The 21584-nt window shown below is 59.9% G+C and carries 14 protein-coding genes; 5 read left to right on the top strand and 9 right to left on the bottom strand.

The window, feature by feature from the left end; genetic code table 11:
* The first annotated feature begins 12 nt into the window (after nt 1-12).
* Complete coding sequence (locus tag ACILSL_RS12725; protein WP_395732415.1) at nt 13-393, top strand: ApaG domain; 381 nt, start codon at nt 13-15, stop codon at nt 391-393.
* Nucleotides 394-403: 10 nt separating this feature from the next.
* Nucleotides 404-1021, top strand: a complete 618-nt coding sequence (locus tag ACILSL_RS12720) for a hypothetical protein (protein WP_395732414.1) — start codon at nt 404-406, stop codon at nt 1019-1021.
* A 6-nt stretch (nt 1022-1027) separates the two neighbouring features.
* On the opposite strand, the gene ACILSL_RS12715 is transcribed toward ACILSL_RS12720, so the two are convergent.
* The 5 genes from ACILSL_RS12715 to ACILSL_RS12695 all read right to left on the bottom strand — a co-directional run bounded on the left by ACILSL_RS12715 (nt 1028) and on the right by ACILSL_RS12695 (nt 9934).
* Nucleotides 1028-1786, bottom strand: a complete 759-nt coding sequence (locus ACILSL_RS12715; RefSeq protein ID WP_395732413.1) for a formylglycine-generating enzyme family protein — start codon at nt 1784-1786, stop codon at nt 1028-1030.
* Nucleotides 1787-1792: 6 nt separating this feature from the next.
* Nucleotides 1793-3811 carry a prolyl oligopeptidase family serine peptidase gene (locus ACILSL_RS12710; protein ID WP_395732412.1) on the bottom strand — a complete coding sequence of 673 codons (2019 nt, stop codon included), beginning with the start codon at nt 3809-3811 and terminating at the stop codon, nt 1793-1795.
* Nucleotides 3812-3840: 29 nt separating this feature from the next.
* Nucleotides 3841-4443 carry an MFS transporter gene (locus ACILSL_RS12705; RefSeq protein WP_395732411.1) on the bottom strand — a complete coding sequence of 201 codons (603 nt, stop codon included), beginning with the start codon at nt 4441-4443 and terminating at the stop codon, nt 3841-3843.
* A gap of 155 nt (nt 4444-4598) precedes the next feature.
* Nucleotides 4599-5729, bottom strand: a complete 1131-nt coding sequence (locus tag ACILSL_RS12700) for a nucleoside monophosphate kinase (RefSeq protein WP_395732410.1) — start codon at nt 5727-5729, stop codon at nt 4599-4601.
* 74 nt (nt 5730-5803) lie between these two features.
* Nucleotides 5804-9934: a family 16 glycoside hydrolase gene (locus tag ACILSL_RS12695; RefSeq protein WP_395732409.1), complete on the bottom strand. Its 4131-nt coding sequence runs from the start codon at nt 9932-9934 to the stop codon at nt 5804-5806.
* A gap of 196 nt (nt 9935-10130) precedes the next feature.
* On the opposite strand from ACILSL_RS12695, the gene ACILSL_RS12690 reads away from it, so the two are divergent.
* From ACILSL_RS12690 to ACILSL_RS12680, 3 genes are all read left to right on the top strand, one after another.
* Nucleotides 10131-10964: an AraC family transcriptional regulator gene (locus ACILSL_RS12690; protein ID WP_395732408.1), complete on the top strand. Its 834-nt coding sequence runs from the start codon at nt 10131-10133 to the stop codon at nt 10962-10964.
* Between the two features lie 54 nt (nt 10965-11018).
* Nucleotides 11019-12122: a hypothetical protein gene (locus ACILSL_RS12685; RefSeq protein ID WP_395732407.1), complete on the top strand. Its 1104-nt coding sequence runs from the start codon at nt 11019-11021 to the stop codon at nt 12120-12122.
* A gap of 214 nt (nt 12123-12336) precedes the next feature.
* Complete coding sequence (locus ACILSL_RS12680; RefSeq protein ID WP_395732406.1) at nt 12337-13683, top strand: hypothetical protein; 1347 nt, start codon at nt 12337-12339, stop codon at nt 13681-13683.
* Nucleotides 13684-13716: 33 nt separating this feature from the next.
* Here ACILSL_RS12680 and ACILSL_RS12675 read toward each other — a convergent pair whose 3' ends face one another.
* The 4 genes from ACILSL_RS12675 to ACILSL_RS12660 form a co-directional block, all read right to left on the bottom strand.
* Nucleotides 13717-16470, bottom strand: a complete 2754-nt coding sequence (locus tag ACILSL_RS12675) for a phosphoenolpyruvate carboxylase (protein ID WP_395732405.1) — start codon at nt 16468-16470, stop codon at nt 13717-13719.
* A gap of 110 nt (nt 16471-16580) precedes the next feature.
* A complete protein-coding gene (locus ACILSL_RS12670; RefSeq protein ID WP_395732404.1) occupies nt 16581-17891 on the bottom strand; it encodes a Gfo/Idh/MocA family protein in 1311 nt (436 codons plus the stop codon).
* Between the two features lie 167 nt (nt 17892-18058).
* Nucleotides 18059-19348, bottom strand: coding sequence for a DUF1501 domain-containing protein (locus tag ACILSL_RS12665; protein ID WP_395732403.1), 1290 nt, complete (start codon nt 19346-19348; stop codon nt 18059-18061).
* A gap of 21 nt (nt 19349-19369) precedes the next feature.
* Nucleotides 19370-21451: a DUF1549 domain-containing protein gene (locus ACILSL_RS12660; RefSeq protein ID WP_395732402.1), complete on the bottom strand. Its 2082-nt coding sequence runs from the start codon at nt 21449-21451 to the stop codon at nt 19370-19372.
* Between the last annotated feature and the right edge of the window lie 133 nt (nt 21452-21584).

The raw sequence follows: 21584 nt of genomic DNA, 5'->3' as shown, positions 1-21584 counted from the left end.
TAAACTCATCCTATGAATTTCGATCCGTTGCCAGGACTCACGGTCACGGTGGACAGCATCGCCTACGATCCCACTCGGCCTGCTCCGCCGGACCGCCCCCATCCGTTTGTGTATCATCTCTCGATACACAACGACTCGCCCGATATTGTGCGCATTTTCGGCCGCAAATGGATCGTGCGTGATTCCGACGGCGACACCATGGTGGTCGAAGGCGACGGCGTCGTCGGCCAGTTCCCCAATCTATCCCCGGGCGAAACCTTCAGCTACAATTCCTATCACGTTATTAAAACGGAAAGTACGGCTACGGGCTCATTCTTTGGGACGACACCCGATGGACGGCGCGTGTGCACCAAGATCCCGCCGATTGAGATGCATCCGCCTCTGATGGGGTGAGGGGGGGCATATGGTTGAACTAACTTCCTCGTTGGAATTTGATGATAGGTTCCGGCAAATTGGGAATCTGGCTTGGCTGCCTTGGGTTGGAATCAATTTCTCAAGCCGGAAGCCTTTGCAAAGATTGCTGATCGTCGGTGAATCACATTATTTTGGTGAGGTAACTGAAGAGCGCTACATCGAGCTTTTGCAAAGTCACAAGGAAGATGCCATGCACACCCGGCATGCCTTTGATGAATTTATGCTCAAGCGTAAATGCAAGATCAAGACATACGAGAATATCCCGCGTTTATTAATGAGTACAGATCGCTTTGATCGCGATCGCTTTTGGCAAGACACGGCCTTTTATAATTTTATACAAGCGGCCAACAGTTTTAACCTTGCAGTAAACCAGCTTGGCTTCCCTGGAGCCAGGATTCAGATGACTGGAAAGGTGGGAGCCTGTCATGGCAGGAGTGCGATGATCCAATATGAAGGCAATTCAACAGAATTGATCTTTGTGAAACACCTTGGATCAAGAATGAGTCCTTTGGCTTGGCATCAACACCTTCGCAAAAGGCACCCTGCCTTTATTGAATGGCTTGATGCCGAGAAATATTGCTGTTTGCCTGCGAGGGCTTTGCATTAACCTCGACTACTCCATACACACAATCCGAAACCCCACGCTGTCCAGATGCACATTGTGCGGGTCGGGTCCGCGAAATGAAGCCAGCAGGCGCTTCTCGCTGCCCGCACGGAAGGAGCCGCCGCGGACGATGCGCAGGGTGTTGTGCGGCGGATCATACCAGCCATCCACCCATTCCCACACGTTGCCGGCGAAGTCGTAGAGTCCATTCGCATCGGCAGGGTAGCTGCCCACGGGAGCGGTATCTGGATGGCCGTCGTCCATCTCCAGCCACTTGGCGTCGTAGCTGTTGCGGTACTTTTTACCAAAAGCCTCATCGCAAAAGTTGCCGACCTCTTTGCTCAGCGGCCCCTTGCCCCAGTGATGCACTCCCGTGCTGGCCGGCTGCTGATTCGGGGCGATGCTCTCCTTCTCCTGCAAACCCGCCAGCACGCTCCATTCCTGATCGGTCAGCAGGCGGTACTTGCGGCCCTCCTTCTTGCCCAGCCAATCACAGAAAGCCTGTGCCTCGGTGAAGCTGACGTTGATGGCAGGATGATCCGCCGTCTGCGGAAATTCAGGCTTCTTCCATTCCACGTTCGTGGCCGCAGCGAACGGCTGATAATCCTTCACCCGCGTCTCATAGCGGCATACCAGCGCACCAATGCTCGCGACGCGCACGAACGGCATTTCCAAGCTGTTCGTGAACGTCGTTTCGATCTTCGTCAACTGACCGCTGGCGCAGGGCGCCAGCAGCAGGAGAGCGAAGGCAGTGAGCAGGCGCGGCATGGCGGCTTATTTCTTCACGGGGGCGGCTTTCCACTCCCAGCTTTCGCCAAAGAACCCGGCATCGCTGATGCCTCCGGGGGCCTGGCTGGTCTTGGGCTTCGTGAGGTCGATCACCGCCCAGTCTGGCAGCTTGGCCACCTGGCGTGCATTGTTGAGGTAATCGTATTCGCGATAGGTGAAGCCGCTGTTGATCACGACATACTTCGTTGGGTTGAGCGGGTTCGGGTAGATCAGCACCGGGGCATTTGTGGCCGCATCGTAGGTCTTGCCATTCGCCACCAGCTTGTCCTTGGACCACTGGATCGGCAGCTTGTCGGCGATCTTCGCCAGCACAGCATTGCTCTGCGGATCGCCCCACAGCACAAGGTTGTTCGCGGCGATGTCGGCATCACTCACAGCGGTGTCGTCCTTGGTCGGCGCATCACCACGGAACTGCCTGCGCCACTCAAATTGCGCACGCTCCAGTTCCGCCTTGGCCCAGGCATCCACCTTCTCGCTGGCTCCAGCCTTCGTCGGTTTCACAAACAGGAACTTGTCCATGAACGCATCGTCGATGGGCCCTTCGAGGCCGTGCTTCTTGACCAGTTTGCCGTCGCCCTCGTTGTCGAGCGTCTGCGTCCACTTGCCGTTCTTCAGCTGGAAATGCACCAGCCAGGAGCGGTCCAGTTTCGGGCGGGTGACTTCCAGAAGCTGGCCGTCAATGCTGACCACCGGCTTGAAGAGCAGCGGCATCGGGCAGTGGCCGGAAGGCATGTCCAGCGTGAAGGCGCTGATGTTCTGCAGCTTGATCGTGATCTCAGACGGGCCGGTGATGCGCGCATGAATGCGGCCGCGCACCCAATGCTCTTCCAGCGCATCCACCTTTACCCAGAACATGTGGTTGTAGCGCAGGAACCAGGTGGAAAGATGCACTTCCTTGGGCATGCGGTTGCGACCAATGGCCGCGATGCTGGCCAGACGCTTTTCGATTTCGACAAGCGAATCAGGATGAATCTTATGCGCCGTCTGCGGGCCAATGATGTGCAGCAGATCCACGTTCTCGCCGCGCAGCGCCTTTTCCATCATGTCGGCAGCCTGCTTCTGTTTGTCGATCTCGCCGCTGTAGGCCACGGTGGGGCAGTTCTCCAGGTTCAGCGCGTTGTCCGTGGCATTGTACCAGTGCCAGAGCTTCTGCTGATACCAGGGCGCACCGCTGACGTCCTCGTTCTGGAATCCGCCGAGGAACTCAGGCGTTTCAGAGAAGCCCGCGCCGGGATTGGCCGCACACCACTTGTCCGCGTAGTTCACCGCAAACTGCCACGCCGCCGCGCCGCCCATGCTGAAGCCGCGCACGATGATGCGGTCTTCATCAATGGCATAAAACTTGGACGCATGATCAATGGCTTCGATCAAATCGATCTCACCGGCAAATTTGTTCGCACAGCAGTAACGACCGTAGGCATGCAGCACGAGCGCACCCTTGGGAGTGATTTGCCCCACCTGTTTGCGCCGCTGATCAAGGAACGAGAGTTCGCTGAGAGTCTCGCCACGTCCATGGCACCAGATGTCCGTTCGCACGGGGGCGCCCACATAGCTCTCAGGAATGACCATGCCGTAAGGCTGTACTGAGCCGTCAATTTTGGAGCGGTAGGCACGCACCACCAGGCCCTTCTGCTTCGTCCACGGTGCCTGACCCGTTTTGAACTGCTCGGCACGCTGCAGGCCTTCCGCGATGATCTCGTCCGCGCTTTTCAGCTCGCCCAGCTTGTGCACCTCGTTGTAGCGCAGCGCCCAGTCCACCGCCTTGTGGTAAATCTCAATGTCGGGCAGCAGATCCGCGAGCTGCGGATTCTTCGCCTGCGCCTTGGCCGCCTCATCAATGGCGGTGCGCAGTTTTTTCAAGCATTCCGTTAGGCGTGCGCGATCCGCATCAGGCACGGCCACGCCCGGAGGCGGCACGGGGCGTACATTATCGATGCTGTTGTCTTTGGGGCCATCGGCAAGGGCGGCGCTGAGCGCGAGGAAGGGGAGGAGAAGACGCTTCATGGTGGGAGAAGAGAGAAAGACGAAAGAGACTATTTCTTGCGGGAGGTTTTCGGTTTTGCTGCCGAGAGCAGCGGCACGTTGTGAATTTCAAAGGGTGCACTGGTGGCGCTGTCAAACTCAGCCGCCGCTTCGAGCCCGGCGCGTGCGACTTCCTCGGCCGTCTTGCACTGGTCATACGCTGTCTGCATCGCCCCCAGTGCATAGTCGCGGCCCGAGCCTGCGGCCCAGAATTTGTGGAACTGCTGCGCAGATCGGTACGAGTAGATCGCGAAGATCCCGTGCGGGTTGGCCAGCAGTCCGTAAAACTGCGTGGTTTCAAACTCCTCTCCCTTGTCGGGCATGGCGGCCATGAAGTATTCCACCTTCAGCCAGGCGTGCGAATGACGAAAGGTTTCAAAGATGGCCTCGCAGGAGGAGAAATCGCGCGGGCGGTCTGGGTTGGAGAAGTAGCTGTTCATCACCACCAGACTCGCCGAGGTGCCGGTGAGGCCGATGTAGGTGTCCGCAATCTTGGTGATCTTGGTCTTGTTGACGACATGCTGCGCCTTCTGCCTCAACGAGCCGAGACAGCTGAGCGTGTCAGCGCCGATGCAGGCGACGCCATTCTTCTGAGTAACTACGATGGTTGACATGTGGCCGCATGACTAGCGGTGGCCATGCGCCAGCGCAAGTGACTCACGAACCAAGGAGCGGGACTTGCCAAGTCCCGGTTTGGGATTGGCTTTCACACTCCGTCGTCGCAGCACTTCATAAAAGCGGCACTTGGCAAGTGCCGCACCTCGGCCCCTCACGGCAGGAACTGCCCGCGCCGAATCTCCGACCCTTTGAAGATGATGCGGAAGCGGAACACCTTCTTCTTCCGGCACTGAATCAGCCCTGTCTGCAAATCAAAGCGCTCAGGGATCTCAATGCGGTGCAGGTCCGCCGTGGCGTGGTAGCCGCGCTCGGAGAAGATGTCGATCAGCATCGCCAGCGCCTCAGGATCATGAAAGAGCTTGTCCTCGGTGTTGATGTCCGCCTTGTAGCTGTCGAGGCGGCGCACCAGATCCTGACGCGCATGCCGCACGATCTCACTGGCGAGCGGCAGGTCCCGAAGCTGGTCAAAGGTGCGCGGATCAAGCTCCAGCGAGCTTTGGTACTCCAGCTCACGAATGATGTTGTCCTGCACCAGTTCCAGCGGTGCCTGCGCATTGATGAAGTGGTAGTGAAAGATCTCCTTCAGCGACACCAGCGCGTCGTAAGTCTTCTCCTTGAAGACCTGGTAGCGGTTGCGTGCCAGCGCAGGATCAAAGTCCGTCGCGCGTTCCTCCCACAGTTCCCCCAGGCCCGAGCTGCGGACCTCGGCATTGTGCGCCAGCACTTCCTGACCGCGCTTGAGCTGACGGGCGATGCTTTCCGCCTCATCGACAAACAGCACCATGATATGGAAGATGGGCTGCTTGAAATGCGCCGCGTCAGGCGTTTCTGAAAAGTCACGACGCAGCCGGATCATCTCATCAAAGAGCATCTTCAAGCACTCCACCTGCACCTTCGTGCGGGGGAAGCCGTCGAGGATCGCGCCGTTCTGCTGCTCGGGTTCCAGCAGCTTGCGGATGAGGATGCCCACCACCTCGCGGTCGCCCACCATGCCGCCCTGGGCTTTGAGCTTTTGCGCTTCCGGACTGTCGAGCAGCGCGCTGACCACGATCGGCTTCGCAGTAATGCCTCGCACTTCACGGATGAAGTCTGTGTTCGTTCCCTTGCCCGCCCCCGGTGCTCCGCCCAGCAGGATCAGTTCCTTTGGAAACCGCAGCTTCTCGCGGCCATAGTCCTCTTCGAGCTGTTTCCAGACATGATTGAATATAAGCTGGGCATCTTTGATTTCCAGATCCGCCGGAGCGGCTGGCTTGGGGGAGGGGACAACTGAAACGGGCTGCATGGCAGCGCTTATCGCAGGGAGTATGTCGAGTCAAGGAAGGCAACGCGCTCCTTGGCAAAGGGGGCATCTCGCGCTTACCCCTTCAGCGTCATCAAATACGCCAGCAGATCCGCCACCTGCTGCTCCTGCAGCGCATCGAGCAAGCCCTCTGGCATGAGACTGCGTCGAATGAATTTGGTGCTACGGATGTTCTTTTTATCGAGACGACGGTCGGGCAGGCCGGGCATGCGGATGATGGTGGCATCCTTGTCCTCACTGACAAAGAATGCATCAATCAGATCTCCGTTTTTCATCTCCACGCGGTAGATCCGGTAGCCCGGCTCCATGGCGGCATTCGGGGTCAAAATATTACGCAACACCGCCTCCAGTCCCATCGCGCCAGCGCCGCTGAGATTCGGACCAATCTGCCCGCCCGCATTGCCAATCTGATGACAGGCCATGCAGAGGGCGCTGAGGGCCTTGCCATTCGCAGCGTTACCCTTCGGGGCCAGTGCGGTGAAGCGCGCGAACTTGGCATCCAGCGCCTTCGCCTGCTCTTCGGTGAGCAGCGGCGGCGTGTCGATGGTTTTGGCAAGACGTGCGCCTTTGCCGAATTTGGAGGTCCCTGTGATGATGGAGGGGGGATTGGAGAGGCTGCGGTCAAAGTTCGCTCGGATCTCCTGAGCGCTGCGAGTTGTTTTCCAGACGCGAAATTCGGTGATGACACCCTCCGTGCCCTGCTTGGGCCCGCTCCAGCCGATTTTGCAGTTCTCCCACTTCGCGGGCGCGGGCTTCGTGCCCGTGGCGTCCAGTTCGCCGTTTTGGTAGATGCGGAGGATGCCCTTGTCATCACGTGTGACGGCGAGATGCGTCCACAGATCGGGGGTCATGGGCTTCGTCGCCACGCAGACATCCTTCAATTCGCTGCCGGCATAGACACGAAATTTGGAGGCGAAGAAGTTCATGTCCACGCCACCCATGGTGGCGAGAAGGCTGTCAGCATTGCTAATGCCCTCGGCAAGACGCACCCAGGCTTCGACGGTGAAGGGGCCATCGAGCGTGATCTTCGAATCGACCACTGCCGTGTCTTCGCCATCGAGCAACAACACTTCACGGAAGATGCCGCCGAGCTGCTGCTGGAGTTTTTCGAGTGCGGGGTCATTGCCCAGCACCGTGGCAAGACGTTCCACCGTGGGGCCGTCAAGATCCGCCTGCGGCAGAGTTTTGTCGAGCATGGCGGCGACGATGGTCCGTGCTCCCGCCTTGGTGCTGGCGAGGGTGTTCAGCGCCGCACGGCGTTGTGCAGGCGGGAGATTGGGATAAAGCGTCAGGAGCCTGGCTGCGGCATCAGGTGCGCGTGAGGCGGCGAGAGCTCCGAGTGCGGCCTCGCGGGTGAGGGGATCGGAGTCGGATTTGGCGATGGAGACGAAAAGCTCGGCTGCACCGCTGCGGAGATCTCGCAAGGTGTTGAGAATGGCGGCGCTGCGCTGCCGTTCCAGAAGTGCCACGAGGTCGTTTTCGAGCAGGCTGAGCTGAAAGCCGCCGATCAGTTGGAGGGCCAAGGTGATGCGGGCACTCTTGCCCGCATCACGAAGAAGCATCTCCTTGGCTGCTTCCGTGAGCAGAGGCGCGATCTTGGCGGCATCCAGCTTCGTGCGCTGGGCCAGCAGCTTTTCCGCCACGGCCGTGCGGGACTTTTCATTCGTGAGCAGCACCTTCAGAGCATCTCCCACTCCGGGCTCCTCGGGGAACTGCGCCAGACGCAGAAGCTCTTCATCGTTCAGCGCACGATCCAGTTGCGGCAGCAGCTTGGCCACACGCGAGGCGCTGCTTTTTGGCTCCAGCGCGAGCGAGGCCAGCACCCGCGCCTCCACGGGCAGCTTGGCAGCCGCATCAGAGTCGAGGAACTTTGCCACCACATCAGGGTGCCGTTCCAGGAACATGCGCACAAGAAAGCGCTCAAACTCACGATCATAAGCCTCTCGAACGGGGATCTGCTTGGGACTGCGGGAGGATTGTGCGAGCGGACCGGGGAGAGACGGTTTTGCAAAGGAGAGCAGTTCACCGATGTTTTGATCCGACAGATTCCGGCCAAGCGATCGGATTTGATTGCTCTTATGGGGATAAGCATACTCAGACGCAGCCCAGTGGCTCGCGGCAAGCTCCTTTCTTTCGCCAAGAGTCTGCCACGCCATTTGAGTTTTGCCGACGGGTCCCTCTTTGAGTGCCGCATGGAGTTCATCGCTGCTGAGCTTGGTAAAATCAGCCACTTCCGCTTTCGCCCCCTTCGGCTTGATCCGCCAGATTCTTCCCCGTGTCTTGTCCCGGTCTGGATGCGCACGTGGCACTTCATTGTGTGAGATGATCTTGTTGTACCAATCGACAATATAGATGCAGCCATCGGGCCCATTGGTCAGACCCACCGGACGGAAGAAAGGGTCGTCGCAAGTGAGGAGATCAGCGAGTTGCTCCAGCTTCCAATAGTCACCATCTCGATGCATGCCGATGGTTTGGATCTTCGAGATGATCGGATTGGCCACCGCCATCACATGCGCCGGTTTGGGTATTGTCGCACCGGCTTTAGCCGGTTCTGGAGAGTCGGCCAACACCGGCATTGCAGGCCCTTCAATCAGCGCCAGACCGCTCAATCCCGTGCCGCCCATGCGAAACTCAGCAGTCGGTGGGAAGTCGGGCTGATAGCTCTTCTTCAGCGCCTCCATGCCGCCGGGGTAGTAGGCGTACTCGTGGAAAGGCATCACGGGGTAGCCGTAGTCATTCGCCTCCTGGATGAAGGCCTCGCCTTCGCCTGTCAAAACAAGCCCCCAGATGTTGTTCGGGCCCATGCTCGTCATCTCAAACTCGCTGCCATCCGGGCGCATGCGGGCCATGCCGCATTTCGGGTAATCCACCACCACATCACTGCCGGGCTTGTGTACCTTGCTGTTGTTAAACAACCCCTGCGCCATCCAGATCCAGCCGCCGGGCGCACGGGTGAACTGATGCGGAAACAGGTGCGAGTCCTGCACGCCGAAGCCGGTGAGAATCACCTCGCGCTGGTCGGATTTGCCATCGCCATTGGTGTCCTTGAGCAGCAGCAGGTCGTGTCCGTGAAGCGCATAGCAGGTGTCGCCATTGCCCCAGGGCAGGATGCCCAGCGGGATGGCGAGTCCGTCGGCATAGACGGTGGGGTTGGTGAGTCCACCCGCGGGAATCGGCCCATTCACCGACTCCCGCGGATAGACCAGCACCTTGTCCTTGCCCCGCGCCGCATACACTGCCTCGGCGGCGGCAGGGTTTTCATTCGCATCCACCGGATACTCCAGCGCCGTCTGCGTCCACATTCGCCCTCGCTGATCAAAATAGACGCTGACGAATTTGCCGATGCCGTCGCTCTCCTGAACAACAAGCTCGATTTCATAACCATCAGCGACATGAAACTTCTTCAACTCCTCCTGTGCCGTGAGAGCAGTGCCCTGCACGTTATTGTAGCTGATGTCCCGCTTCGGCTTTGCGGCATCAGCCTGCGGCTTCGGCGGCGGGGCCACAAGTTTGCGCGCGGCATCAATGCCGCCGAGCGATTCCCACGTGGGCGCGCCGGGGGTGGCTGGGAGTTCTTCAATCGTCACATCCTTCACCTGCACGAGGCACACGCCGCCGCTATGCACCTGCGGGCCGAGGAGTCCGTCCAGCGCGACGTTCTTGTCCGCCTCGGTGTAGTCCATGCACTGCACACCGTTGATCCAGGTCTGGATGCGCGGCCCTTCGGCGCGGATGCGATACTCATTCCAGCCGAAGACATCCACGGCCTTGTCCAGCGCGGCCTGCTGTTCCGGCGTGGGCGACCAGATGACCTTGTTGCGGCGGAACTCATCATAAATTTTGCCAAACCAGCCTGCACCGCAATCGACCTGATACCCCGTCATGTGCGCACCACCCGGCACCCGCAGGCTGCGAATCTGGATGCCGCTGTTCAGCAGGCCGGTCTTCGGATCGCCAGTGACCTTGATCTTGAGCTTCAGCTCAAAGTTCTGGTAGCTCTTCTTCGTGCAGATGAAATAGTTCTCCTTGACCTTCTCCGTGGTGGAGCCGCCTGTGATCACGCCATCCTCCACCCGCCAGATCTTCGGATCATAGTCCCAGCCGTCGAGCGTCTTGCCATCAAACAGGGAAACCGGTTCGGCGTGCAGCGCGGTGGTGAGAAAGAGCAAAGAGAGGAAGTGCTTCATAAGTTCGAATAACGGGTTGGTTAAACGCAGGCTAGCAGGATCGCATGCACGGTGTCATGCCTGAAATGCACCTGACTCCTCAAGGAGCGGGACTTGCCAAGTCCCGGCTTGGAAAGATGGTACCAGACACCCAAACCTCGGCACTTGGCAAGTGCCGCTCCTTGCCAACCCTGTTTGGCACGCCGTAATTCCCCCCATGCCCCCCGACCTCACCGAAACCACCCTCGACGGCCCGCGCACACGGCGCTGGGTGGTGGAGTCCCGCGAGTGCGTGGAGATGACCACGCACCGCATCGCACGCTTTGGCATGGATGAGGCGCTGCCGCCATACCGCAGAGTACGCATGAGTCCCACGGGCAGTTTTGTTCTCGCCTGTGTAAGTGGCGAAGGCTCCATCCTGCTCGATGGCCGCTGGCAGCGCGTGAAGCCCGGCATGGTCTGCCTGGCTCCGCCACGCGTGCTGAATGCCTTTGAGGCGAAAGGCCGCGAACGTTGGTGTTTCGCCTGGATTCGCTATGATGAGCCGAGCTTTGTCACTCCCGTGGTCGGCGCAGCTTCACCCGTCATGCCGACGGCCCATGCGGATGAAATTGCACGCATTATCCATGGCATACGTGCCGAATGGGAAGGGGAGCGCGAGCCTCGTCTCATGCATCACTGGCTGGAGCTGCTGCATGGCACCATCCGTCGCATCGCGCAGCCCTGGCGCAGCCGTGAGCCCCGCGTGGCCAAACTGTGGGCGGATGTGGAAAAAGACCTCAGGCGCGACTGGACGCTCGCCGAGCTGGCGCACCGCAGCCATTGCAGCCCCGAGCACCTGCGCCGCCTCTGCATGAAGGAACTCGGCCGCAGCCCCATGCAGCACCTCACCTGCCTGCGCATGGAGCAGGCACGCCGCTTTCTGGAAGCCGGAAACGACAAGCTGGAAGTCGTGGCCTCAAATGTCGGCTACGCCAATGCAGCCATCTTCTCCCGTGTCTTCAGGCGCTGGGTCGGCGTGGCGCCGGGTGAGTACCGGGGCGGCGTGTGATGAATCCCGCCGCTTGCCATTTTTACATTTGGCTCCTAGTCTGATGACTTTGATATGCAACACGATCTCGCAGAAAGCATCCGCAGCAATCTCCTCACCCAGGCTCTCATTGTGGTGCTCTGCGTCTCCTTTTCCAGCAGCCGTCATCTGCAGACAAACGACATGGTGGAGCTGGAAAAGCTGTATGTGACGCATCGGCTGCTGACCGCCACGACGGGCGATGTGCGGCATGACGACAGCGAGTTCGACGAATCGGTTTCCGACAAGCTGGCGGCGGACATGGAGCGCGGATTTACCATGGGCACCACGGCGCTGGAGGTGGACTCCCTGGCGGTGTTTCTGTCGAAGACGAAGGCGGATTATGATCCGCCGGTGCATCGTCTGGCGCTTCCCAGCGGTGGGTGGCTCAGGTTTCGCGCCAGTCATCATTCGTTCAAAGAGCTCGCTCCGCCTCCTGCAGGCAGTGTCGTTCCTCTGTATGAAATCACCATCCTCGTTGGCGAAAATTCAGATCTGCACCGCAGGACTCCCTACGCCATCAAGCTGACCAACGCGGAGAAAAGCAGGCACCCGGCATCTGGCAAAACCTCATGGGAGCTCATGGCCGTGCGTGCGGTGGCAGACCACCATGACGAGCCTTTCAGCGCCACGGACATTGAAAACCGCATCCGCCTCAAAGCCCAGGCATGGACCCAGGCCACGGATTCGGTGGACAGCCTCTACGCCGCCTGCCGCTATGCCTATGAAAACGAGCAGATCACCATCCCCATGGTGAATGTGAAGCTCTCCGCCAGCCTTGCGCTGGCTGCCCTGGCGCTGGTGTCCACGGCGCTGAGCGCGCATGCCTCCTACCAGTGCCGTGTGGCCCAAGCCGGAGAGGGGACGGAAGAAGGCAGCAGCCTGCTCATTCTGCGTCCGGTCGGCGGGACGGTGCCGCCCGGTTGGTGGCATCATGTGGTGGCCCAGGCGGAGGTCTTCTTTGTGCAGCCCCCCTACTGGGCGGGCCTGCTGGCCCCGGTCATCTGCTCTCTGCTGCTCGGCCTGATCCACCGCGATGTGGAGTTCTGGTGGCTGGGCTGGCTGCTGCTTCCGTTTGCGCTCGCCTATTCCTCCCTGCTGGGAAAAAGGATCGTCGGCTCCTCATGGAAGCACCTGTGAGCCATCCCTTTCAAGGAGCGGGACTTGCCAAGTCCCGGTTTGCAATGCATTGCGAACACGCAGCCTCACGGCGCTTCGGCATGTAACGATGAGCCGCCCCAGTTGGAGAATATGACGACGACTGAAATATTGACGGAGTCCTGTCACTTTCGTTATCTTGGGCATTATGTTTCGCCTTCTACTTTGCAGTGGCGTTATTCTGGCCATGACAGTCATGGCTGCGGAATACACTCCGCTGCGCTTGGTCGCAGATTTGAATCCCGGTGGCGGCGGTTCCGGTGCGAGGAGTTTTTTTATCTGGAAAGATCTTGTTTGGTTTGTGGCTGGCTCCGACGAGCGTGGTCAGTCACGAACGTCTTTGTACTGCTCGGACGGCACCACGGCTGGTACGCGTCGCATCAAGGATCTTCCATGGCAGGAACGCAGTTCCATTTTTGACAATCCCTTCGTCTTCGAAAACCGTCTGTACTTCCAAGGACCCAACGCCGCTCTTGGGAAGGGTGGTCGGATCTGGGTGACTGATGGCACGGAGACCGGCACACAGCCCATTTCCGAAGATGGCAAAGATGTGTGTGATGAGTACAAGCCGGTTCTGATCGGAGATCGTCTGGTGCTCTCGCTTCATGGCGACTACGAAGGACATGGATTGGTGGCGCTCAATCTCCACACACTCAAGACGGAGACCATTGCCGTGCCGTTCGAAGGTTGGGAAGACTACACTGATGGAGCAATGCTTCACGGAGCGTTGCTGAAGCTGGACCTTGATGGCAAGGCCTTATGGAGCATCGATGGCACACGCTCCGGATTGAAAAACCTGCCGCTGTCGGGGCTGCCCGCCTTTAAAAATGATGATGGCCTCAATCAATTCGTCTCTCTGCCCAATGGCGTACTGATGCTCCCCAATGGGCAACTGAAACCGCCATTGGAGTTATGGCATACCGATGGAAAATCCGTCGCTAAAGTTGCATCATGGTGGCCTGGTAATCCTGCATCTCAACTCTGGTTTGGTCGTGTGGGTGATGTCGGCATGGTGCTCGCCTATGATCGCACCCGGCGCTGCGGCTTATGGTGCAGTGATGGCACGCCCGCAGGATCCAAGACCATTGTTGATAGTGATCCATATAAAGAAGCCTCCTTCTCATTTTCAGGAGATATTCATCCCCGCCCGGTGGTCGCCGGGGACCGGCTCTTTTTTACCATGGATGACGGCCAGCATGGTGTTGAGCTTTGGTGCTCAGACGGCACCAAGAAGGGTACCCACCTCGTAATCGACATTGTGCTTGGAAATGAGGATGTTGAAATTTTCAAATTGCACCCCATGGCCGATGGTCGTGTGTTGTTTCAACGCAAGAACGCAGACTCGGGTGCGGACGCTTGGCTCACTGACGGAACAGAAGACGGGAGCCGCAAGCTGGCATCGCTCGAAAGGGGGACCGACATCGTCGCCGTGCTCAATGGGATGATTCTTGTCACCTCCGTCAACGATCAATTCGGGCGGGAACTCCACGCACTGGACATCCCGGAACTGGTCACGCCAAAGGGCGCAACCAGCTCCAAATGACCTCCGTGCGCAGCCCGCGAAGCCGGTCCTGTCCTAGCCCGTCGTCCTCAATCCCGACGCGATCGCATTGATCGAAATCAGCAGATCCGTGACCATCGCATCTGCGGCCTCCGTCTTTTCCGCAGCCACAAGCCCGCGCCATTCGCGCAGCAGGGCGATCTGCTGATGGTGCAGCACCTTGAGCGGTTCTTCACGGATGTTCAGCGTGTAGGCGAGGCGCGGGCGGCGTCCTTCAAAGGTGCCTTGGAAAAGATCGTCGATGATGGCGCGCGTGGTTTCGTATTCGCTGAGGATCGTGCCGAGAAATCGGTCACGCACGGCGCTGTCCTCCACCAGCGCGGCGTAGGCGCGCATGAGGTCGGTGTTGGCGCTGACCAGCGAGCTCTCGATGTTGGTCAGCACGTAGCGCAGGAAAGCAGAGCCGGGAAGGGATGCAGCCAGTGTAGCGTAGCTCTTCGGATCTTCGGACTTGAGCTTGGTCAGGGCACTCCCAGCACCAAACCAGCCAGGCAGGTAGAAGCGCGACTGCGTCCATGAAAAGACCCATGGGATGGCGCGCAGATCATCCAGCGAAGCCTGCCCGGTGCGGCGGGCGGGTCGGGAACCGATGCGGGAGTTTTCCAGCGCATCAATCGGCGTGGCCTGCCGGTAGAACTTCATGAAATCCGGCGCATGTAGGAATGCGCGGTAGGCATCGCGGCTGTCTGCGGCCAGTTTCTCAAACAGCGGCTCCAGTTCCGGCGGTGCGCTGGATTCGGTGCAGCGATGGCGTGCCGTGGCTGCCGTGGCGGAGGCCATGAGCAGCTCAGCATTGTACACGGCGGAGCCAATGTGCGCGTATTTTTGCGCGATGGTTTCGCCCTGCTCGGTCATGCGCATGCCGCCGCTCAGCGAGCCATGCGGCAGCGCCTCCATGAACCAATGCGTGGGGCCCGCGCCACGCCCGACGGTGCCGCCGCGGCCATGGAAAAAGATCGGACGCACACCATGCCGGTGGATCGTGCTGGAAAGCTCCCTCTGCGCACGATGCAGCGCACACTGGCTGGCCACGATGCCGCAATCCTTGTTGGAGTCGGAATACCCCACCATCATCTGAAACACTGGCGTGCCGCCCTTGCTCTGCGCGAGCAGGCTGCGCTTCGCAATCGGGTGGGACAGGAAGGCTTCGACGATGCCCGGTCCGGATTCCAGATCGCCCATCGTTTCAAACAGCGGCACCACCGGCAGCGGGCACACGAGGCCTTCATCGCTCCAGGTCATGAGCCCGGCTTCACGGGCCAGGAGAAACACCACCAGCATGTCTTCGACATTGCGGGTCATCGAGATGATCAGGGAGCCGAGCCCTGCATTGCCAAACTGGGCGCGGTGGTCCGCCAGCACCCGATAGCAGTCCAGCACCGTGTCCGCCTCCGGCCCTGCGGAAATGCCCGGAGCGAGGAATGGGCGCGGTGAGGCAAGCTCGCGCTCCAGCAGTTCACGCTTTTTCTCAATGCTCCACGCGATGAAGGAGCCGCCGTCCAGCAGTCCCGCAGCACGCAGCAGCTGATCCAGCGCCTTCTCATGAAAAGCGGAATTCTGACGCACATCCAGCACGGCGGAGTGGAAACCAAACGCCGTGAGATTGCGGCGGAAAGGAACAATCTGCTCCTCGACCACAGCCTTTGCGCCGACATCCAGAAGCGTTTGCGCCAGGATCTCGATGTCTGCACGCAGTTCATCCGGCTGAACGTAGGCGGCGGGGGAGCCGGGATGCTCAATGGCCAGCACGACCTTGGCCCGCACGAGGTAAACGGCGGCACGCCACGGCTCTTCCTTGTTGCGCTCCAGGATGTAGGCAAGATCCACTCCCGGCTCTGTTTTAAGCTGCGCAGTGAGGGTTGCGATCAGCTCTGTAAGCTTCGGCGGCGTGATCTGGAAGAGCGAGCTGAGCGGCAGGTGGAAAGCGAGCGCTTCGAGCCCACGGCGCTGTACCCGCAGCGCGTTCTTGCGCATCATCTGCAAGGCATGCCGCGTGACATCAGCCGTCACGAAGGGGTGCCCGTCGCGGTCACCGCCGATCCAGGAGCCAAAGCGGATCAGCGGCGGCAGGGTATCCACCTCAGCCACATCATAGCCAGCCGCCTGCCAGGCTTCGCGCAGGTGTACATGCGCACGGGTCAGCGCCTCGGGAAAGACATCACGCAGGTAATGCAGCGCGTTTTGCAGCTCGGCCTCGATGCTCGGGCGCGTCACATGGATCTCCCCGGTGCGCCACAGATTCTCCAATTGGGTCTGCAACTGGCTCTGCAGCCGGGCCTGCTCACGCGGCGTGTACGCCAGGTTCTCATGCCGGTTCATGAGACTGTAAATCTCCCGGTGCAGCTCGCGCACGGTCTCGCGCTTGGCCTCGGTGGGGTGCGCCGTGAGCACGGGCTCCACGCAGACGTCCTTCAGCGCCGCGAGGATGTCAGCCTCCTTCAGGCCAAGAGCTTGCAGTTGCTTCAAATTATCCGCCCACAGGCCCTTCTCGGCCTCAGGCCCGCTCTTTTTCTCACGCAACCGGCGAATTTGCGATGCCGCCCGTTCCTCGACCACATTGAGCAGCTGAAAAGCGATCGAATAGGCCTGCCCGAGGGACCGGTTCGTCTTCTGCGGCACCCCGCTGCCGATCCATGGGAGGCTGACCGCCAGTTCGGGTTCCCCCAGCTTCTTCAGCACGGCGGAGAAGGCCTCCATGAGGTAGCGCAGATCGTCTTCGAGAAGTTGAAAGCCGAGGGTGCGGAGGTTTTGCGGGGGAGATTCGGACATGGCTGGGGGGAGCTTGCGAATCAAAGCAGGAAGGATGCCTGATTCACAGAGCCATGTCGAAAGCCGATGGAAAAGCCAAGATCAAGCGGCAATCGCCGGAATGTCAGCTTTTAAACCGGGTAGGCCCAAGGCTGGCGGTACTCCCGGCTCATGAGCTTGCTCGCCTCCTCATCCCCGATGATCAGCTCCTTCTCCGCGTCCCACTGGATGCTTCGGCCGGCCTTGTAGCTGATCATGCCCAGCAGCGGCAGACAGGAGGAGCGGTGGGCGCTCTCGATGTCCGCCACGGGTTGCTTTTTCTTTTCGATGGCGTCGATGAAGTCGTTCCAAAGCAGGGCGATGTTGTGGCCATGCGGCTCCTGAAGCTGGTGGTTGCCGTGCTGTTCGGGGCTCTTCGGGTCCACGGGGTAGAAGGTCCAGCCGTCGCGCCAGCCGATGTGCAGCACGCCTTTTTCGCCATAGAAGTAGCAGCCGATCTTGTGCTTCTCATTGTTGTTGTCGGCAAACTTGCGGTGCTCCCACACGGCGGTGAACTGCTCAAATTCAAACGTGGCCACCTGATGATCCGGCGCATCGGTGGTCTGCTCCTTGTCATTGACCACGGCAGGCCCGGCGATGGGACGCCCGCCAGTGCAGAAGACTTTCTTCGGTCCCTTTTCACCGCTCCAGAGCATGATCTGGTCCAGCCAGTGCACGCCCCAGTCGCCCATGGTGCCATTGGCGTAGTCGAGAAAGTGGCGCCAGCCGCCGGGGTGCAGCTTGGTGTTGAAAGGGCGCAGCGGGGCCGGGCCGCACCACATCTCCCAGTCCATGCCTTCGGGCACCTGGCTGTTGGGCTTGGGCGCTTCCGGGCCGCCCTTGCTGTCGGCAAAGGCGCGCACCATGCCCACCTTTCCCACCGCACCGGATTTGAGAAACTTTATCGCCTCCACATGATGCGGGCCGATTCGCCGATGCAGGCCCACCTGCACCACCACGCCCGCCTCACGTGCGGCCTTCACCATCGCCTTGCTCTCATTGATGGTGTGTCCTGTCGGCTTTTCCACAAACACATGCGCCCCGGCCTTGCACGCGGCGATGCTCTGCAGCGCATGCCAGTGGTCCGGCGTGGAGATGATCACGATCTCCGGCTTTTCCTTGTCCAGCAGCTCCCGGTAATCTTTGTAGAGCTTGGGCTCGTCGCCTGAGAGACCGTTGACTTCATCGCTGGAATTCGAGGCCACATCTTCATGCACATCGCACAGGGCGCAGACCTTGACGCGACCCGAAGCGATCGCCTCCTTGAGGATGTTCATGCCCCACCAGCCGCAGCCGATCAGCGCCGTGCGGTACTTCTTCGCCGGATCTGCCCCGAAGATGTGAAACGAGGAGGCCGCAAACGCGGCGGAAGTGGCGGAAATGAAATGGCGGCGGGAGGTCATAGACGGGAACGATGAAAGCATGCGGCTCCAGAATACGCCAGCCATACAGAAGGCTTTGCGGAGAATTCAGGCCAGACAAAGTACTCGAGAGCTTTAGCTCGCTCTGGAAAAACGCGCCGCTTCTCCCAGAGCAAGCTAAAGCTCGGCAGTCCTTACTCCCTGCGACTCTACGCAAACAGCTCCATCACCGGCTTCCCCTTGTCCCCGACCGTAAACGGCCGGTTGCTCGGAGACATCACGACTTCATCAACCGGCAGCCCCAGGCTCCAGCCAATCGTGGAAAGGAAATCCTGCGGGCTCGTCTGCTTGTCGGCCACCGCCATGCCTTCCTTGTCGCTGGAGCCGTAAATGAAGCCGCCCTTGATCCCGCCACCGGCGAGCAGCGTGGAGAAAACCTTGGGATGGTGGTCGCGCCCGGCGTTTCCATTGATCTTGGGACCACGGCCAAACTCCGAGCAAAGCACCACCAGCGTGCTTTCCAGCAGGCCGCGCTCCTTGAGATCTTCCAGCAGCGCGGAGAGCGCCACGTCGAGCTCGGCACCGTGTTCATCAAGACCATCGTCAATGTTGTTGTGCATGTCCCAGCCGCCTTTGGCCACTTCGATGTATCGGATGCCTTTTTCCACCAGGCGCCGCGCCAGCAGGCAGCCCTGGCCAAACTTGTTCTTGCCGTATTTTTCTTTCAGCGCCTCCGGCTCGTCATCCAGATGAAAGGCCTCCAGGTCCGTGCTGGACATGATGCTGATCGTCTTGTCGTAGAACTGCGTGTAGCTCTTCACCTCCGAAGTCTTGAAGCGGTCACGGAATCCGGCATCGAGCTGGTCCAGCATCGCGAGGCGTTTGGTCATCTGCTCCGGCGTGGCCTCGCTTTTCGCATATTGCAGCCCCACATCCGGGTCGAGGATGGGCAGCGGGGAAAAGCTGGATGGGAAGAAGCCGTTGCCATTCTGCGGCTGACGGTTCACGCACACGCTGGAAGGCAGCGTCTTGTGGCTGGAGCCCAGGAAATGCTGCGCCCATGCGCCGATGTTCGGATGCTTGATCGTCCCGCGCTCCTCGTAGCCGGTGCGGATCACATACTGCCCGGCGGCATGCACTCCCGTTTTGGAAGTCATGCTGCGGATGATGCTGAACTTGTCCGCCTGCTTGGCCAGGTTCTCCATCGTTCCACCCAGTTGGAAATCCGCCTTGGTCTTGATCGGCGCCTTCGGTCCCTGCGTCGGACCCTCCTTGGGGTCCAGGGTGTCGATGTGCGTCATGCCGCCGACCATCTGCAGGAAGATGACGTTCTTCGCCTTGCCAAAGCCGGGGCCCGAGGGGGCTGCGGCAGCGGTTGCCTCTGCCGCAAACGACCGGCCTCCCAAGCCGTGCAGAACAGTGACGCCCAGGGCGGCGCTCGCCCAGCGCTCGCAAAAAGCACGGCGGGAAAGGGGATCAAGCTGGTTGTGAAGATTCATGGCTGCGAAAGGGTAAGGGGGTTATTCCACGAAGATGAATTCCCGGGTGTTGAACAGCACCCAGGTCAGATCGCGCATGGTCATGCCATTGCTGAGTCCGGCCACGGCGGTGGCCTGCTCCTCGGCCCGGGGTTTGCGGCTGAAGAAGCTGAGGTAGAGGCTTTCCACCTGCTGCTCAGGTGTCTTCTGCGCGCTGGCCGTTTTCACCACCAGCGAATCATTCTGGCCGATGACGCGCTGGGCCTCGCCATTCATGAGCATCATCACCTGCGGGATGCTGCCTTCCTCGCTTTCACTGTCGGCGATCTGGCGGTCGCTCTGGCCAAACATGCGCAGGAAATGCTGGTCTTTCTCCGGCTGCGGCAGCTCCGAGGCGCGGGCCAGCACCAGTCCGTCGCGCACCGGCGGCGCGAGGGTCAGGTCTTCTTCGCCACCTTGATTCATCATGCGTCTCTTCTTCGCGTTGTTCTTCGGATTGCCCCCGCCACCACCAAACTGCCGCATGCTCGCGATAGCGTTTTCGATCTGCCCTTTGACCACGTCTGGCGAAGCCTCGCCGCTCAGGTCAACGCTCATGGCCTTGGCGTAGGTTTCGCCACGATGGCCTTTGAATTTGTCCACGTCAGCACCAACGACGAGCGTTGCGCAGGAGTCCCAGGCCTGCTCGGCGGTCATGCGGCGGAGAATCGGGCCAGGAAAGAGATAGGCGCTGTTGTCCGCCAGCTCATGGCTCGTGGCCTCGCGTTGGTAGGTCTGGGTGTTGCACAGCACCCGCAGGAACTGCTTGAGGTCGAATTTGAGCCGCACCATTTCATTGGCCAGGTGATGCAGCAGCGCCGGATTCACGCTCGCATTCGGGTCATCCAGATCCGCGACCGGCTCCTTCACGCCGATGCCGAACATGTGCTTCCACATCCGGTTGGCAATCGTCATGGCAAAGCGCGGATTATCCGGAGAGGTCATCCACTTGGCAAACTGTTCGCGCAGCTGCTCATCATGCTTCGTGGTCTGCACGCCCTGATAGGCCTTCTTGTTTTTGTCGTCACTCCAGGTGATCAGCTTGGGGGTCACAAGATCTCCGGGCTTGGCATCCGGGTATTTGTAATCATCCGGGATCTTCAGATCATTCGTGCTGGAGTCTTCGACGGCCAGGGCGTTGACGCGGAGAAGGTTCTTCGCCTGCTGCTGCAGTTTCTTGTTGTCCAGAGAGGCGATCACCTTGCGCATGCCTTGCATGCCTGCGCCCGCATTGCCTTTGGCCCCGTAGGTTTCCGTGGCACCAAAGAAGGCCGCCATTTCATAAAACTGACGCTGCGTCCAGTCGGCAAAGGGGTGGTCATGGCACTGCGCGCAGGACACGTTCGCGCCGATGAAGGTGCTCAGCGTGAGGCTCAGATTGTCCAGCCGCATGCCCGCATCACGCAGCAGGTAACCGGTGGCCCCATTGTCCAGCAGTTTGCCATCCGCTGTCATCATGGAGTAAACAATCTTGTTCCAAGGAACGTTCCCGGCGATCTGCCCCTTCAACCAGTCCTGGTAGGTGTAAAAGCGCGCCTTCTGGGCCACGTCCGCCATGCGCAGCATGTCGGCAAAGTAGTTGAACAAATGACTGCGATATCCCTCGGACTCCAGCAGCCGGTCGATCACCTTCGCTCGCTTGGACAGGCTGGTGTCATTGATGAATTCCAGCGCCTCTTCCCGCGTGGGGATGCGTCCCGCGAGATCCAGAAAGACGCGTCGGACGAACTGTTCATCGGAGGCCAGCGGGTTGGGTTTTTGCTCCGACTTCTTCAGGCCGGCCTCCACGAGCATGTCGATCTGCGCCGCCGCCTGCGCCAGATTGGGGTCAGACGGGATCCCTAGCCCCTCAGGCTTGAGAGTTTTGGCGGCCTGCTGATCGGCGGCGGAGAGCTTGTCCAGCGAAAGGCGGTAGACGTACCCATTGCGAACCTGGAGGAAGACATTCCCGTTTTCGATGCCACGGAAGGTCGCCTCCAGCTTTCGTCCCTGGGCGTCAGTCCAGGTGCGGTAAACTTCATTGTCAGCCTGAAGGCCGGTGACGAAGAGTGCACAGGCAAGGGATAGGCAAAGGCGCGTTTTCATGATGGAATCGTCCGCAGATCCGGGTCCGATGGCCGGTTAAACGACGAGGCCACACAGAAGTTTCAGTTCTTTTACGAATCCTTTAGCTGGGGGAGGCGGACCTTGGAGATTCACCCGGAAGATCTTTGCCTGC

This window comes from Prosthecobacter sp., assembly GCF_044222345.1.
Lineage (GTDB): Bacteria > Verrucomicrobiota > Verrucomicrobiia > Verrucomicrobiales > Verrucomicrobiaceae > Prosthecobacter.
Note: the sequence above shows the minus strand (reverse complement) of the source record. Positions and strands in the feature narration are given on the sequence as shown.

Bases quoted from the DNA above. Each gene is read 5' to 3' on its own strand.
- ACILSL_RS12725 (WP_395732415.1), top strand. From the start codon at position 13: ATGAATTTCGATCCGTTGCCAGGACTCACGGTCACGGTGGACAGCATC.
- ACILSL_RS12720 (WP_395732414.1), top strand. From the start codon at position 404: ATGGTTGAACTAACTTCCTCGTTGGAATTTGATGATAGGTTCCGGCAA.
- ACILSL_RS12715 (WP_395732413.1), bottom strand. From the start codon at position 1,786: ATGCCGCGCCTGCTCACTGCCTTCGCTCTCCTGCTGCTGGCGCCCTGC.
- ACILSL_RS12710 (WP_395732412.1), bottom strand. From the start codon at position 3,811: ATGAAGCGTCTTCTCCTCCCCTTCCTCGCGCTCAGCGCCGCCCTTGCC.
- ACILSL_RS12705 (WP_395732411.1), bottom strand. From the start codon at position 4,443: ATGTCAACCATCGTAGTTACTCAGAAGAATGGCGTCGCCTGCATCGGC.
- ACILSL_RS12700 (WP_395732410.1), bottom strand. From the start codon at position 5,729: ATGCAGCCCGTTTCAGTTGTCCCCTCCCCCAAGCCAGCCGCTCCGGCG.
- ACILSL_RS12695 (WP_395732409.1), bottom strand. From the start codon at position 9,934: ATGAAGCACTTCCTCTCTTTGCTCTTTCTCACCACCGCGCTGCACGCC.
- ACILSL_RS12690 (WP_395732408.1), top strand. From the start codon at position 10,131: ATGCCCCCCGACCTCACCGAAACCACCCTCGACGGCCCGCGCACACGG.
- ACILSL_RS12685 (WP_395732407.1), top strand. From the start codon at position 11,019: ATGCAACACGATCTCGCAGAAAGCATCCGCAGCAATCTCCTCACCCAG.
- ACILSL_RS12680 (WP_395732406.1), top strand. From the start codon at position 12,337: ATGGCTGCGGAATACACTCCGCTGCGCTTGGTCGCAGATTTGAATCCC.
- ACILSL_RS12675 (WP_395732405.1), bottom strand. From the start codon at position 16,470: ATGTCCGAATCTCCCCCGCAAAACCTCCGCACCCTCGGCTTTCAACTT.
- ACILSL_RS12670 (WP_395732404.1), bottom strand. From the start codon at position 17,891: ATGACCTCCCGCCGCCATTTCATTTCCGCCACTTCCGCCGCGTTTGCG.
- ACILSL_RS12665 (WP_395732403.1), bottom strand. From the start codon at position 19,348: ATGAATCTTCACAACCAGCTTGATCCCCTTTCCCGCCGTGCTTTTTGC.
- ACILSL_RS12660 (WP_395732402.1), bottom strand. From the start codon at position 21,451: ATGAAAACGCGCCTTTGCCTATCCCTTGCCTGTGCACTCTTCGTCACC.